Here is a 14,191-nt window from a genome sequence, read left to right as displayed (position 1 = left end):
GTAGTAAGGCTCATTAGAGTGGTTAAATGCTAATTACTGTTACCTATCCCCTATAAACACTTTCACATGTTCCGGCTATTGGTTCATAGAAACAATGTTGTTTAAATTGACCAGTAAAAGGTTGATCATACCATGTTGGAGGGCATTCGCCATATGGATTGAAATACCAAAGCGCAAATTTCGCTGGGTGGTCTCTCCAATTTTCCAAAACTCGTCTTGCTAATTTTCTTTCATTTTCTCTCGCAGGCGAATAAAATAAATTACCTTTTTGAACAGCTTCAAAAGAATAATTTCCTCCCTGCACCTGATAAATGACGTCTTCAATTGTTCTTACATCTCTAAAATCTAAACAATCTGCAACAGCACGATTAACAATTACATTCCCAATATATAACATACCTTGGTTTCCTTCGCCTTCGCCTTCTGCTCTCATCATCCTTGCCACTAAGTCAACGTCCGCATCTCGATACTTTATTCTTGGCATTTTCTCACCTCACATTATAGTATGAGAAACACTTCTTTTGTGTTTATGTATCCCAAAATAAAAAACTACGAAGGAATATCTCCTTCGCAGTAATTAAATTATTATGATTTTTTTCTTCTTGGAATCATGTTGAATACGATATTTAAAACGATAGCAGTTATACTTCCTGCCACAATCCCATTACTCGTCAAGATTTTCATGCTCGTTGGTAATTCCGCAAATAATTCAGGAACGACTGTTACTCCAAGTCCTATACCAATAGAACATGCAATAATCATTGAATTATCTTCTGTATCAGATACGACTTTACTTAACATTTTAATCCCTTGTGCCACAATCATCCCGAACATAGCAATCATCGCTCCACCTAACACAGACGCGGGAATGATTGTTGTTAGAGCAGCAATCTTTGGGATGAAACCAAGTACAATTAGCATTACCCCAGTTATATAAATAACCGTTTTCGTTTTCACCCCAGAGATTTGCATTAGCCCAACGTTTTGAGAAAACGTAGTATAAGGGAATGAGTTGAAAATACCACCTAATACTACAGCGATCCCTTCCGCACGATAACCTTTAGTTAAATCCTCTTTTTCTATCTTTTTACCAAGCATATCCCCTAAAGCAAAGTACACACCTGTCGATTCAACTAACGATACGATGGCTACTAACGTCATTGTAATAATAGGAGAGATTTCAAAAGTAGGTGTACCAAAGTAAAAAGGTTGAATCATATGGAAAAAATCTGAATCTCGCACTGGAGAAAAGTCTACTTTTCCCATAAATGCCGCTGCAATCGTTCCGCTTACAATACCTATTAATATAGAGATAGCTTTTATAAAGCCTGAAGAGAATCGGTATAACAATACGATAAATAGTAGAGTTCCAAAGGCTAATAGAATATTCGGCAAGGAACCAAAATCAGCTGCTCCTTGACCACCGCCCATATTATTAATCGCAACGGGTATTAACGTAATCCCAATAATCGTTACTACAGAGCCTGTTACAACTGGTGGGAAAAACTTTACAAGCTTCCCAAAAAAGCCACTTATTAATATAACGACTACCCCAGAAACAATAATTGCTCCATAAATAGCGGAAACCCCATAATCCCCACCTATAGCAATCATTGGTCCAACTGCTGTAAACGTACATCCTAAGACTACAGGAAGTCCGATTCCAAAAAAGCGATTACTCATAACCTGTAAGATGGTTGCCACACCACACATTAATATATCAATTGCTACTAAATATGTAAGCTGTTCTGTTGTAAGACCTATTGCTCCTCCAACTATTAAGGGTACAATTACCGCTCCTGCGTACATTGCAAGGACATGCTGAATTCCGAGCGCAGTATTTTTTAAGGCGCTATTCATCTTACAGTTTCCTCCTCAAAAAACTCAACTTTACCATTTGCCAATGATTTAATATTCGCTAGTGAATCTACTCGGATACCTTTGTCACGAATTAGCTTTCCTCCTGGCTGAAAGCCTTTTTCTATTACTATCCCAACACCTGCAGTATTTGCTTCTGCTTGATCTAAAATTTCTAAAAGCCCTAATGCTGCTTGTCCATTCGCTAAGAAGTCATCAATGATCAATACCGTGTCTTCCTTGCTTATAAAATCTTTTGAAACAGAAATATCATTTGTTTCCCCTTTAGTAAATGAGTGCACCTTAGAAGTAAATAAGTTGTCTGATAGAGTAAGTGATTTACGTTTTCTCGCGAATACTACAGGCACACCTAGTGTAAGTCCAGCAAACATAGAAGGAGCAATACCAGAAGATTCAATCGTTAGTATTTTAGTAATTCCAGCATCTTTATAACGTGCAGCAAATTCATTTCCTATTGCTTGCATTAGCACAGGATCTATTTGATGATTTAAAAAAGTATCCACTTTTAATACATTTTCTGATAATACTTTACCATTTTTAATAATTTCCTCTTGTAATAATTTCATAATCAAACATTCCCTCTCTATTTTTAATTTGGACAAACAAAAAGCCCGAATGATATTGCAACCACTCAATTATGGAGTGGAGCAATGTCATTCGAGCTAAAAAAGTCGAATAGAAATAAAATAGACTATGACAAAAATGCCATAAACTAAGTACTTCATCGCCACCCATAGTCAGCTTGTTTACGGTAAGCTGGTAGAAACTTGCAGGCCATATCCCTGCTATTATACGAGTTCTTATTATTTGAATATTTCTCATTATAGCATGCTTATCCCCGTTTTCAATTGCTCTTCAAAATGTTCAATGATTCATAAAATTCAGTCGAGATATCAAAAAAACACCCACGTTTTATGAAATCGTAGATGTTCAGGAGTGTTCAGTTTTCAATGACTTAAAACCTTGTATAAATGTTGATGGATTTTCTTGAATTTGGAAAGGAAAAACGCCTTGGTTTGTATGAAGGTATAATAGGCCGCCTCCAAACGAGAATGGTTTATGAGATACATCGTATACATGTTGTAACATAAACTGATGACGATCAGATATGAACCCATCTACTGTTAACTGAAGTTCGAACTTCTTTTCAATCTGCTTCATTTGATAATAAAAATCTATTTGCCGTTCAATCTCAATATAGCTTATAAGATATTTACTCATCTGTTGCACCTCCTATACCTCACCTATTTTAGCATGATTGAGGTAAGAATATACATTTTACAACTTTAAATCAGCTTCACAAATTCTGCTGCTTGGCTTTCTAATTTGATTGCTGCTGATGAAATATCCTTGAACTCTTCCAAAGCAGAACGTATTTCTTTCTGACTTTTTTCGATACTTGTCTGGGAATTACTATTACTAGTCGTTACTTTTTCCACTTGCTTCGCAATTCCTTCAATATTTTCACGTACTTCTACGATAGAATTCTCCACTCTTCCAGCTAATTTACGCACTTCCTGGGCCACTACATTAAACCCACGTCCGTGCTCTCCTGCCCTCGCTGCTTCTATTGCAGCGTTTAATGCAAGTAAATTCGTTTGAGCAGCTATCTCTCGAATGGTTTGTACAATTCCTCGAATCGAATCTGCTTGTCCTTGGAGGCTCTGCAAAGAAGCAGTATTTTCTTTGGAGCCAGTTGCAATTTCATCTATTCGCTGCAGCAGTTCCTCACTTCTATTAGTGCCAACTTCTGCACGCGTACTCAATTCCATGGACATTTCTTTCAGTTCTTCTGTCACGCTTAACAATATTTCATGGCGTTTTGTTACATTCGTTGCAACTTTAGTTACCCCTAAAACCTTTCCAGTAGATCCGATTATTGGCATATAAGTAGCTTCTAGCATAACACTATTACCCAGTTTACTTTTACGCTCTACTTTATCCTGAAGCGTATTTCCAGACATCAAATCTTTCCATAGTTTTTCGTATTCTGGACTTTTTGTAAATGTGGGAAAACATAGCTCTTTATGCTGTTTTCCCATTAGTTCGCTAACGGAGTAGCCAATCTCTTTTGCAAAATTTTCATTTACATACGCAACACGACGGTCTAAATCAAATCGGATAATAGCTAAATTCTTTTCTAAAGCCTCTACCACGGTCATATCATTTACTTCTTCTGTTTGTGAATAATTCACAATCCCCAACCCCCATATTAATCTTTACATTGGTGCATAATCAGTTAGATCTAAAATAGTCTTTTCTCCTAAGATTAATCTAGCTAACTCAGAGCCAACAAACGGCCCTGCGGTTAAACCAGATGCCCCTAACCCATTGGAGAAGTAAATGGACTCATAACCAGGCAATTTTCCAATTACCGGAAGAAATTCTGGCGTGTATGGTCTAAATCCTACTCGAACTTCTGAAATTTCCGCACTTCTTAATGAACTAGCGATACTAACAGCACTTTCTATAAGCTCATTCTTACCAGCCTCCGTCACGCTAGTATCATAACCGGTATTTTCTTCATACGTAGATCCAGCCACAACCTTACCATTATCAAATGTTAATAAATACTGATTCGTTGGGGGTAATACCACCGGCCATTCTCCAGTTTCCAACTCATTCACTTGGAAATGCATGATTTGGGCTTTTTGAAAACTAACTTTCATATCAACACCAAGCTCCTGTGGTAACTCATTGCCCCATGCACCTGCAGTTAACACGATTGCATCTGCCTCCATTGAGTGACCATTCACTAGCAAAACACCATCCGAAAATGTAGCATCGCCGTTAATCACTACTGCTCCAAGCTTTTTAGCTGCATTTATTAATGCATCACGCATTGCACTACCATCCACTCGTGCAGCTCCTTCCACGTACAAGGAAGTGAAGTCTTCTGAAATTAGAGGAAATCGTACTTTCGTTTCTTCTGGTGATAATATTTTCAATTCACCTATTTCTGGCGCATCAATTCTTTTTTCTAGAGCACGTTCTAACATTTTCTGTAGTTTTTTCGGATCGTTTTGAAGTGCAATAGCACCTACCCGCTTATAACCTGTGGATGATTCACCGAGAGATTCTAATTCTTCTACAAGTTGTTTATAGTAGCTTGCTCCATTTTTTACTAATGCGTACCACTTTTTATTTCTTCGTTGAGAAATCCAAGGGCAAATTATCCCAGCAGCGGCTGCCGATGCCTGCCCTTTATCGTGACGATCGATAAGGGTGACTTTCACATCTCGCTTAGCAAGATGATAAGCGGTCGATGCTCCTAGAATTCCTCCTCCGACAATAATATAAGATGACATCAATTACTCCACTCCACTATCTAAAATGGAAAACGTCCTATTTTCACAATTAATCTCTGCCATTGCGCCATATGGTAGTACAAATTTAGGTTCTGTGTGACCGAAGTTTAAATTATATAAAACTGGTAAATTTTCTAAAGAAAGTTCTTTCATGATTACTCGAATGGACTCCTTATATTCTTCATAGTACTTCTCATTTTGAGGCTTTCCAAAAATTATCCCCTTTGCTTGCTGAAGGATTCCCTGAGTGCCATAATTACGTAGCCAATATTCTACATTACCAGGTGTTGGTAACTCCTCAGACGTTTCAAAAAATAATATACTGTCTTTCCAATATTCTTTTGCTGGCCAAAGTGATGTACCTTTAGCAAATTCTAATACTTCGATACATCCTCCGATTAATCTACCTTGTGCTATTCCAGCACCTTGTAATAATTCATAGCCCTTATTTGTATTCATTTTCCGTTTTTTATCTTTGTTTTCGATAATCCATTCCAATCTTTCACTTGTCCACTCAGTTGCAGGTTTTACCTCACCTATTGCACTTGCTGTAAACAATGCCTTCTTCAATGCTTCTACCGTATATTCATGCATCTCTACATTTTCCGCGAAATCCGTCAATATAGCTGGTCCGTAAAAGGAGGATATCCCTGCTTTGTGACAAAATAGATGCGTGACAGTAGAGTCCGAATAGCCGATAAAAACTTTAGGATTATCTCGAATTACATCAAAGTCAATATAAGGTAATAGTCGAATGCTTTCGCTGCCCCCAATATTAGAAAAGATACCTTTAATAGTAGGATCCTTGAATGCATTCATTAAATCTTCTGCACGTGCTTGTGGGTTTTCATATAAATAGTCTCCACCCTTTAAACTATTTGGCATCGCTACCACTTCCAAGCCAAACACATTACGCAATCTATCTATTCCTTGTTCATACCTCCAACGAAGATCAGGTTCACCAGCGCCACCCCACGACAAACTAATAGTCGCCACCTTGTCTCCCGCTTTTAGCATTTTTGGTTTTTTCAGCATGATTAATCCCCCTTTTTAATTCATTATAAAGGAATCTATCCTTTATGAATGACTAATATGAAAATATTTGGGTATAAAAACAATATACATATAATCTGCAATAGAGAAGGATGTGGGCAACATGAAATGGAAAGGTAGAGCCGGTAGTTCCAACGTAGAAGACCGCAGAGGAAAAGGTGGCGGTAAGGCCATTGCCGGAATAGGTGGAGGAATCGGACTAATCATTGTAATTATCATTACGTTACTTGGTGGAAACCCTGATGATCTAATGGGTAATCTTGGAACTACAGACCAGTCGAGCAGTGTACCCTATGAAGAATCCGAACAAGAAAAAGAACTATCTGAATTCGTTTCCGTTGTTCTAGCTGATACCGAAAAGGTATGGGCAGAAATATTTAAAGAAAACGGTATGGAATACGTGGAGCCGACTTTAGTGTTATATACGGATAGTGTCAATTCTGCATGTGGTGCAGCTGGAGCATCCGTTGGACCTTTTTACTGTCCTGGTGACCAGAAGTTATATATCGACTTAAGTTTCTATCAGGAACTACAAACGAAGTTCAAGGCCCCAGGAGATTTTGCCATGGCTTATGTAATTGCCCATGAAGTTGGCCACCATGTGCAAACTTTACTCGGGACAACCGAACAAGTAATGCCTCTACAGCAGAAGCTAAGTGAAGAAGAATTCAATAAATACCTTGTCCGCTTTGAGCTTCAAGCTGATTATTTCTCTGGAGTATGGGCGAAGCATGCACAAGGTATGGGCTACTTAGAAGAAGGGGATTTAGATGAGGCACTGACCGCTGCAAGTGCAGTTGGTGATGACACACTCCAAAAACAAGCTATGGGCTATGTCGTTCCCGAAAGTTTCACACATGGTACATCAGAACAACGTAAGAGTTGGTTTTACAAAGGGTATGAAAACGGCACAATCCAGGGTGGAGACACGTTTAATAGCAAAACTCCATAACATATTCCCTTGCTTATCCCTATGCTATAATGGGATAAATAAGAAGATTGTGACAAAGGAGTTACATTGAAAATGAAGATACCTTTTACAAAAATGCATGGCTGCGGTAATGATTATATTTATATTAATTGTTTTGAGCATACTATAGATGATCCTAGTACACTAAGCCAGCAAATATCAGATCGCCATTTTGGTATTGGTGGAGATGGGATTGTATTAATATGCCCTTCCGATGAAGCTGATGCTAAGATGCGCATGTTCAATATAGATGGCAGTGAAGGTAAAATGTGCGGAAATGCTATTCGTTGTGTTGCCAAATACGTGTATGACAATAATATCGTTGCAAAAGAAGTGTTAAAGATTGAGACACTTAGTGGGATTAAAACGATAAAACTTTTTATGGAAAATGGCAAAATGACTACTGCTAAAGTGGATATGGGCAAAGCTATTTTAGAACCAGCTCTTATACCAGTTCAATCGAAAGAAGAAAATCCATTAATAAACTTCCCCTTGCAAGTGGGGGACATATCCTACCACATAACAACCGTATCTATGGGGAACCCTCATTGTGTTGTATTCGTGGAAGACCCGATGTTAGTAGACTTACCACTTATTGGACCAAAATTTGAGCATCATTCATTTTTTCCGGAGAGTGTAAATACAGAATTTATCGTAGTTAAGGACCGTAACACCCTCCATATGCGCGTATGGGAACGTGGCAGTGGAGAAACACTTGCGTGTGGAACCGGAGCTTGCGCGGCAGTTGTAGCAGCAGTCTTAAATGGATACTGTGATAAAGATTCCAATATTACTGTAAAACTTTTAGGTGGGGATTTAGTTATCCGTTACACCGATGAAGGAGTATTCATGACAGGACCTGCTGTGAGTGTGTTTGATGGAGAGATTCTAGTGTAACTATAATGGATGGAATAAAGGCTTCGCTAGTGAAAAACTAGTGAGGCCTTTTCGTTGTGAAGTGAGTTTATGGCCTATGTTTGTGAGTTTATAGACTGTTTTTTGTTTTTATAGGCTCTTGATACCGTTTTAAGGGCTATATTGCAAAGTTTATGGGCTATCTTCTATCTTATTGGTATAAATCACCAGTCTATTTAATAGACTATAATCTAGTGATATATATCTGTAATATTATTTATATTTGTCATGATAATGCCAAATTGTCGTAATATTCTCGTAATAATGTATTGGTAAGATATGCTTAGACTAAATAGCAAGGGGTAGAGTATTTGAGAAGAATTCTTGGGACACTCATCATCACAATTGCACTATTGGTTAGCGGGTCAAGCATAAGCCTAGCCGCATCTTCAACTTATACGGTTCAAAAAGGAGATACTTTGTTTAAAATTGCTAAAACACACAAAGTGTCTGTATCCACTTTAAAATCTTGGAACAATTTAAAATCCGATACGATTAAGCTCAATCAAAAATTAAAAACTTCAGCAAAAACGGCAACTGCAGCAAAGAAAAAGAAAAACCCGTCTAGATCTACAGATGATAATGTAGTGAAGGAAATTGTAGTTTCTGCAAGTGCATTCACAGCAAACTGTAACGGTTGCTCTGGTGTTACTAGCACAGGTATTAACCTCAAACGTAATCCCGATGTAAAAGTTATCGCAGTTGATCCAAAAGTAATTCCATTAGGAACTAAGGTTTATGTGGAAGGTTATGGATATGCAGTAGCTGGTGATATAGGAAGTGCGATCAAAGGAAATAAAATTGACGTGTTTTTTTCCTCCAAAAGCGAAGCCTATAAATGGGGACGTAAAAATGTAAATGTTAAAATCTTAGAATAAAATATACAACCAACTTTCAACTAGAAAGTTGGTTTTTTGATGTAACAAATATTATTCCTCTGCATATTTCTTCATAGTACGATTGCGCATGTGGCACAAAATTTGTCTTTCCAACTATTTCATGAATCAGGCTTGTTGTTCCATCGTCTTCTACTCTGAAACCAATGATTTCTAGTTCCTCTAATTCACCCTTCCATAAGCTTACAAATTGAGAAATCTCGGCTCGCACAATCCCAGATACTTCCTCTGCCTGTAGCGTAAATTGGTCCCATTCCAGTGAACATTCATATATAAATACATGTGCTAGCTCATTATCTATTAAATCAGCCGTTGTAACTGAATACTTCAGCACACCCAGTGAATACAGTTCCTCAAAAACGACATCGATTCCAAGCTCCTCTTTTACCTCGCGTATTCCATCAAAGACAGTTTCACTTTCCAACAAATGACCTGCGGCAGTAATATCCAATAAGCCTGGATAATCCTTCTTTAAGTTACTGCGTAATTGTAAGTAAACATATTGTTTTCCTTCATGGTTACCAATGAACCAACATTGAAATGTTTCATGCCATAAACCGAGTCGATGGATTTCCTCTCGGGTCTTCACACCTATTGGGTTATGCTTATCATCAAATACCTTTAGTAACTCCTGCTCCATCTGAATCCCTCATCATTTATTTATTTTCAATCAGCTTTAAGAAATTAGTCAATTTATCCAACAAAATTGAACAAGATTTTTATATGCAACTATTGAATCCATTCCATTACAAATAGTTTTTGTTCTTTCACATTTGAAATTACAAGGATATAGCTATTATCTTCCTCTAGTTTATAAAAGTATTTATCATTATTTTCGTAAGTCACGGGATTCTCTTGAAATAACACATTCAGGTTCTGCGTATCCTTATTGATACTAACCACATCTTTTTGAAATGTTTTAAAGTGTCTTGAAACAGTATCAAAGGATTCTTCGTTAATAGGAATCCAACCATCTTTCTCCTTTAACTTATTTTCAATAGACCTATACTTAAGGACATGAAAGGTTTCCCCCTCATTTGGAAACCCATTCCTTGTATGAAATACTGTTTCTATCTTATTTGTTATAGGTGCCGTAAATCCCCAATTCAATTTCCATTCAATAGATTTGGAAACATAATTCCAGTTAACTAATACAGACCCTACCAATAAAAGCGGAATGGCAATCCATATTATTATTTTCTTTTGCATAAAAAAATTCCTTTAGACTTGAGTGAAAATAGCATTTTATACAATCTCTCCCCAAATTCATTATTCAAGAAAAATGTTCTTTAAAAAATCCGTATTAAAATCTTCTATATCCCCCACATAGGTTACGTCGTTATGATCCTGCCTTTGATGTGAAGTGTTTTTTAATTTTCACGGGAGTTGAATTAGTTTTTTACATTTTAGGTATTATTGTTATTAGTTCCATTAAGTCATCTATTACCAGATCAGCATACTCGAGCTCATCTTCTTGTGCAAAATCGAAATTACATCCAATTGCAATTAAACCATTATCCTTAGCCGCATTTATATCTGAAAGACGGTCTCCGATTACTGCCGCTTTTTTTATATCATATTTCTTTAATATAGCTTTAACTAATTCTCCTTTATCTAGCGACTGTATTTGTTGAATACTAAAAGTTTCAGTAACCCAATTATTTAAATTATAATAATTTACTATTGCTTTTAAGTACTCTGTTAACCCATTACTCGCTATGTAAATGGAACAATTATTCTCTTTTAAATAACTGAAAACTTCTTTTACATTAGGATATAAATCCCCTTTTCCACTTCTTATGTTTTTCACTAACATTTCCAGAAAGTAGGCATCAGTCTGTTCTCTGTCTACCTTGGAGTGATTGGGTAACAAAGCTTCCCATACTTTTGGTAAAGGTACGCCCATAATTTCACGATATTTATCAATAGGGGTTACTGTATCCCATTTATTTAATGACCGTAAATGATTAAATGTATCATCTAGAGATATTTCTAAAATTTTATCTGTTTGAAATAGAGTTCCATCCATATCAAAAATCAGTGATTGTACCATTATTTCCTTCCTTCTTTCCATAATAGAATAGCTACCAATTTGCTACGGAATGACTATTAAATTCCTGTTGAACTAAACTTCGCCGGTAGTTCAACAAGAAAAGGCTTTACTCCTTCTTGAAGTAAAGCAACCAATAGCTCAATTAGTTAGTGTCAAGTAATAGTACTTTGTATTTTGTAATAAACTAATTAAATCAAATGATGCTTGGAAGGCAATATATATTGCAATAGCAGCAAATATAGATATAATAATTCCGCTATCTTTAAGTATTTTTCTATCTTTCTTAAAGAGGATAACAGTTGTGATAATAACGATTAAAAAGTAGGATAAAGATGTAATTAGTTTTACTAATACTAATTTACTATCATTTACAGCATACATAAAATTTATTAAATCCTTTTTATTGGCATCACTCTCTTTAATAATAGATATATCTCCTTTGTATCCAATCTTCCAAGAAAATTTATTGTTTTGTTCTTTTGTAACGGTGTACTCATAACCAAAAGCTTTTCCTTCACCAATTACCCCTAAATATTCCTGTGTGTCCTCTTCAGCTTGAGAACAAGCAGATAAGATTAAGGTGAAGCTAAATAAAATTAGCAGTATACATTTTTTCAATTGAATTCCTCCGTCTGTTAGCCAATTCATTACAGCCTTGTTCTGGTAAAGCACGGCGGTATTTCAATAAGAGCCTAAAAATTCTGTTTGAAGTTCTGTCTCTATAACCTTAGTTTCGAAGGAAACACTATACGCCTTAGCGTTAGGCCGAGAGCTTACTATTTTACTAATTCCTTGTTCCTTGTAATGAATAGCAACCCCATCATCTGTCGCAATGCCTGATTTTATTTTTTGGGATTCCATAAGTTTGTGATATGCAGCTCTTCTTTCTATTTCTCCATCGTAATGCGGACAATTACTCCCGTTTAAAAAACCCAAACATTTTATTGGTTCAAGTCCATCCCCATACGAGTCAGTAATCCCTTCTTCAAACCAACAAATGGAACCTGCACTTAACCCTGCCAAAATAACGCCTTGATTCCACGCTTTTCTTAAAATGTCGTCTAAACTCCATTCTTTCCACAAGGCTAAAAGGTTTTTAGTATTTCCTCCACCAACATAAAGTATGTCTTTCTCTAAAATAAAGCTCTCCAGATCCCTTGTCGGAGGTGCAAATAATGATAAATGGGATGGTTTACAATCTTGTTGGTTAAAAAAGTTATAATACCTTGATATATAACTTTCAGAATCCCCACTTGCAGTAGGGATAAAGCAAATTTGCGGATTAACTTTCTTTGCTTGTTCCAATATATACAAATCTAACAAGGGATTATCTGGTTCCATCGAAAAGCCACCACCACCAAGAGCAATTATTTGTCTCATCCACATGCTCCTTTCAGAAAAAAGTAATAGTAATTAGTTCTACAAATAATAGATAATCCCTTCTTCAATACCCGGCATCTTAAGATCAAAAAGGCTATATTAAGGGCTCGGATTGATTTTAATGAATAAGGAATGGGTTTCCCGTTCTGATACGTATGTTAATATAAATGTTAGATTGTGAAAGCGTTCACTTAAACTAACGGGGCAGTTTAGTTGAAGAAAGGAAGCTAAAATGACTTCACTATTACACGGGACAATCTCCGTGTAATTCGCTTAGCTGATGAACAGTAACTAAAATAAAAGACCACATAAGAAGAACACCACTTAAACGATCTTACTATATTTAAAGTACAGATAATTGTGTGCTAATTCAAGCGACAACAACCCCCTTACCACATGGAAAGAGGGTAAGATGATGCAACAACTTAATCTAATGAATCTAATTTCCCTCTAATATATTTCGCCCGTGCTTCAATAAAATCCAATATATACTCTGGTTCCTTATCAAATAAATGGATATCGTCTTTTTTATAAGGATCTTTTTGAATATAAGGTCTTATTAAATCATGCATACCTTGTATTTTCGGTTTCAAATAGTCTACATTAAATTGGTTGTTTAAAATGACTTCTAGTAAGTTTTTGTATTGATGTCGAAATGTTTTTACGTCGAGAATTCTTGCGGTAAGCGTATTAAATCCTTCGATTCGTAAATAGTCTTCCTCCATCACTTTCCCGTTTACATCCCTTCCCCATGTTGCATCGTAATCCCACGGAATGACTTCGAATAGCCTAGTTTCGCTATTTTGGTATAATGCGTAATTATGAACAAAACCATCAAAATTTTGAGTGAAAACAACGCCAGCCAACCAACGAAGATACTGATCAACATTGAGGTATTTCACAATTTCATTTTCAAACTCAGCTCTTGGAATAGTATTAATTTTAATAATCATTTCTTGTAAATAAAATTCATCTTGTTCTGTCCCATATTTTAGTTCATAGCCAACCTTAAGTGATTTCTTTACTTCTTTATCAAGATCACTCATCAACGAAAAGTTAGCATCGCCATCAACCGCATAGAATATTGGTCCTTGCGGTAGTTGTCTATTCTTAAGGAAATGCTCATCCACCGATTCTAATTCCAAATAAAGCCCCTCATTTTTCCCATTCAATTTCATATTTACAAATTGGGACTTTGGCGATAAGCACCCTATTTCATTGAAAAAATCGAGCGATAGTTTATTTCTTAATAGAGAAGGATCTTTATATTCTGCGTTGATATGAATTTCTTTGGTATTTCTATAAGTACTTGGCTTATTAAACGAAATGTGATACGACTTCTTTCGAAAATCCCGGATATGGGAGCCACGATAGGCGATATCAATATCATACTTTCTTTTGTTAATCGTTAGCTTGGCAGAGATAGGATCGTCACACCATATATCTTTCCGAAGTTCACTTAAATCTAAAGGATGAATAAAAAGCTGATAATCAGGTATTATTATGCCGTTATCCACGCGAATTCTTTCCTTTCATTTTTAAATTATTCGTATAAAACAAAAATGTAAGATTCCACAAAAAGATATAGAGTTAATATTTTACTATCGAAAACTACGCGATTGTCTCTAACATCTTTAGTACAACCTCATATATTACGATAAGGGAAAGAAAAGTGCAGAGGCATGGGTTTGATTTTTTTTGAAAAAGGAATCTACCTTCTTTCTCTAATAAAGTTGAA

The 14,191-nt window shown here is 36.2% G+C and carries 15 protein-coding genes, 2 pseudogenes and 1 riboswitch; of the genes and pseudogenes, 3 read left to right on the top strand and 14 right to left on the bottom strand.

The window, feature by feature from the left end; translation table 11 throughout:
* Positions 1–43: 43 nt before the first annotated feature.
* The 8 genes and pseudogenes from BM260_RS14855 to BM260_RS14825 form a co-directional block, all read right to left on the bottom strand.
* A complete protein-coding gene (locus tag BM260_RS14855) occupies positions 44–484 on the bottom strand; it encodes a cell wall hydrolase (RefSeq protein WP_093538128.1) in 441 nt (146 codons plus the stop codon).
* Positions 485–585: 101 nt separating this feature from the next.
* Positions 586–1,860 carry a nucleobase:cation symporter-2 family protein gene (locus BM260_RS14850; protein ID WP_093538127.1) on the bottom strand — a complete coding sequence of 425 codons (1,275 nt, stop codon included), beginning with the start codon at positions 1,858–1,860 and terminating at the stop codon, positions 586–588.
* A complete protein-coding gene (locus BM260_RS14845) occupies positions 1,857–2,444 on the bottom strand; it encodes a xanthine phosphoribosyltransferase (RefSeq protein ID WP_093538126.1) in 588 nt (195 codons plus the stop codon). The genes BM260_RS14850 and BM260_RS14845 overlap by 4 nt, the downstream gene beginning before the upstream one ends.
* Before the next feature lie 148 nt (positions 2,445–2,592).
* A riboswitch (purine riboswitch) is annotated at positions 2,593–2,694 on the bottom strand.
* 114 nt (positions 2,695–2,808) lie between these two features.
* On the bottom strand, positions 2,809–3,099 hold the full coding sequence (locus BM260_RS14840; protein ID WP_093538125.1) for a hypothetical protein: 291 nt from the start codon (positions 3,097–3,099) through the stop codon (positions 2,809–2,811).
* Positions 3,100–3,164: 65 nt separating this feature from the next.
* Positions 3,165–3,629, bottom strand: a pseudogene (locus tag BM260_RS18940) (methyl-accepting chemotaxis protein); the annotation flags it as partial.
* A 72-nt stretch (positions 3,630–3,701) separates the two neighbouring features.
* Positions 3,702–4,040 (bottom strand): annotated as a pseudogene (locus BM260_RS18935) (PAS domain S-box protein); the annotation flags it as partial.
* A gap of 57 nt (positions 4,041–4,097) precedes the next feature.
* Entirely contained in the window at positions 4,098–5,186 is a 1,089-nt protein-coding gene (locus tag BM260_RS14830) for an NAD(P)/FAD-dependent oxidoreductase (protein ID WP_093538202.1), read from the bottom strand.
* 3 nt (positions 5,187–5,189) lie between these two features.
* Positions 5,190–6,221, bottom strand: a complete 1,032-nt coding sequence (locus tag BM260_RS14825; protein WP_093538124.1) for a S66 family peptidase — start codon at positions 6,219–6,221, stop codon at positions 5,190–5,192.
* A 121-nt stretch (positions 6,222–6,342) separates the two neighbouring features.
* Here BM260_RS14825 and ypfJ point away from each other — a divergent pair, with 121 nt between their 5' ends.
* The 3 genes from ypfJ (at position 6,343) to BM260_RS14810 (ending at position 9,002) form a co-directional block, all read left to right on the top strand.
* Complete coding sequence (gene ypfJ, locus BM260_RS14820; protein WP_093538123.1) at positions 6,343–7,191, top strand: KPN_02809 family neutral zinc metallopeptidase; 849 nt, start codon at positions 6,343–6,345, stop codon at positions 7,189–7,191.
* Positions 7,192–7,263: 72 nt separating this feature from the next.
* On the top strand, positions 7,264–8,106 hold the full coding sequence (gene dapF, locus BM260_RS14815) for a diaminopimelate epimerase (protein WP_093538122.1): 843 nt from the start codon (positions 7,264–7,266) through the stop codon (positions 8,104–8,106).
* Positions 8,107–8,435: 329 nt separating this feature from the next.
* Positions 8,436–9,002: a 3D domain-containing protein gene (locus BM260_RS14810; RefSeq protein WP_093538121.1), complete on the top strand. Its 567-nt coding sequence runs from the start codon at positions 8,436–8,438 to the stop codon at positions 9,000–9,002.
* Between the two features lie 16 nt (positions 9,003–9,018).
* Here BM260_RS14810 and BM260_RS14805 read toward each other — a convergent pair whose 3' ends face one another.
* The 6 genes from BM260_RS14805 to BM260_RS14780 all read right to left on the bottom strand — a co-directional run bounded on the left by BM260_RS14805 (position 9,019) and on the right by BM260_RS14780 (position 13,970).
* The gene (locus BM260_RS14805) at positions 9,019–9,660 is read right to left on the bottom strand and encodes an NUDIX hydrolase (protein WP_093538120.1); all 642 of its coding nucleotides are present in this window, start codon (positions 9,658–9,660) and stop codon (positions 9,019–9,021) included.
* Between the two features lie 89 nt (positions 9,661–9,749).
* Complete coding sequence (locus tag BM260_RS14800; RefSeq protein ID WP_093538119.1) at positions 9,750–10,229, bottom strand: hypothetical protein; 480 nt, start codon at positions 10,227–10,229, stop codon at positions 9,750–9,752.
* Positions 10,230–10,419: 190 nt separating this feature from the next.
* A complete protein-coding gene (locus tag BM260_RS14795; protein WP_093538118.1) occupies positions 10,420–11,073 on the bottom strand; it encodes an HAD family hydrolase in 654 nt (217 codons plus the stop codon).
* Positions 11,074–11,211: 138 nt separating this feature from the next.
* Entirely contained in the window at positions 11,212–11,691 is a 480-nt protein-coding gene (locus BM260_RS14790; protein ID WP_093538117.1) for a hypothetical protein, read from the bottom strand.
* Between the two features lie 63 nt (positions 11,692–11,754).
* Complete coding sequence (locus tag BM260_RS14785) at positions 11,755–12,453, bottom strand: Type 1 glutamine amidotransferase-like domain-containing protein (protein WP_093538116.1); 699 nt, start codon at positions 12,451–12,453, stop codon at positions 11,755–11,757.
* 425 nt (positions 12,454–12,878) lie between these two features.
* Positions 12,879–13,970: a CotH kinase family protein gene (locus BM260_RS14780; protein ID WP_093538115.1), complete on the bottom strand. Its 1,092-nt coding sequence runs from the start codon at positions 13,968–13,970 to the stop codon at positions 12,879–12,881.
* Between the last annotated feature and the right edge of the window lie 221 nt (positions 13,971–14,191).

This window comes from Psychrobacillus psychrotolerans (assembly GCF_900115805.1).
Taxonomy (GTDB): Bacteria; Bacillota; Bacilli; order Bacillales_A; family Planococcaceae; genus Psychrobacillus; species Psychrobacillus psychrotolerans.
Note: the sequence above shows the minus strand (reverse complement) of the source record. Positions and strands in the feature narration are given on the sequence as shown.

What these genes read in the sequence shown, in the direction of transcription:
- BM260_RS14855 (WP_093538128.1), bottom strand. Translation starts at nt 484, where the DNA reads ATGCCAAGAATAAAGTATCGAGATGCGGACGTTGACTTAGTGGCAAGG.
- BM260_RS14850 (WP_093538127.1), bottom strand. Translation starts at nt 1,860, where the DNA reads ATGAATAGCGCCTTAAAAAATACTGCGCTCGGAATTCAGCATGTCCTT.
- BM260_RS14845 (WP_093538126.1), bottom strand. Translation starts at nt 2,444, where the DNA reads ATGAAATTATTACAAGAGGAAATTATTAAAAATGGTAAAGTATTATCA.
- BM260_RS14840 (WP_093538125.1), bottom strand. Translation starts at nt 3,099, where the DNA reads ATGAGTAAATATCTTATAAGCTATATTGAGATTGAACGGCAAATAGAT.
- BM260_RS14830 (WP_093538202.1), bottom strand. Translation starts at nt 5,186, where the DNA reads ATGTCATCTTATATTATTGTCGGAGGAGGAATTCTAGGAGCATCGACC.
- BM260_RS14825 (WP_093538124.1), bottom strand. Translation starts at nt 6,221, where the DNA reads ATGCTGAAAAAACCAAAAATGCTAAAAGCGGGAGACAAGGTGGCGACT.
- ypfJ (WP_093538123.1), top strand. Translation starts at nt 6,343, where the DNA reads ATGAAATGGAAAGGTAGAGCCGGTAGTTCCAACGTAGAAGACCGCAGA.
- dapF (WP_093538122.1), top strand. Translation starts at nt 7,264, where the DNA reads ATGAAGATACCTTTTACAAAAATGCATGGCTGCGGTAATGATTATATT.
- BM260_RS14805 (WP_093538120.1), bottom strand. Translation starts at nt 9,660, where the DNA reads ATGGAGCAGGAGTTACTAAAGGTATTTGATGATAAGCATAACCCAATA.
- BM260_RS14800 (WP_093538119.1), bottom strand. Translation starts at nt 10,229, where the DNA reads ATGCAAAAGAAAATAATAATATGGATTGCCATTCCGCTTTTATTGGTA.
- BM260_RS14795 (WP_093538118.1), bottom strand. Translation starts at nt 11,073, where the DNA reads ATGGTACAATCACTGATTTTTGATATGGATGGAACTCTATTTCAAACA.
- BM260_RS14785 (WP_093538116.1), bottom strand. Translation starts at nt 12,453, where the DNA reads ATGAGACAAATAATTGCTCTTGGTGGTGGTGGCTTTTCGATGGAACCA.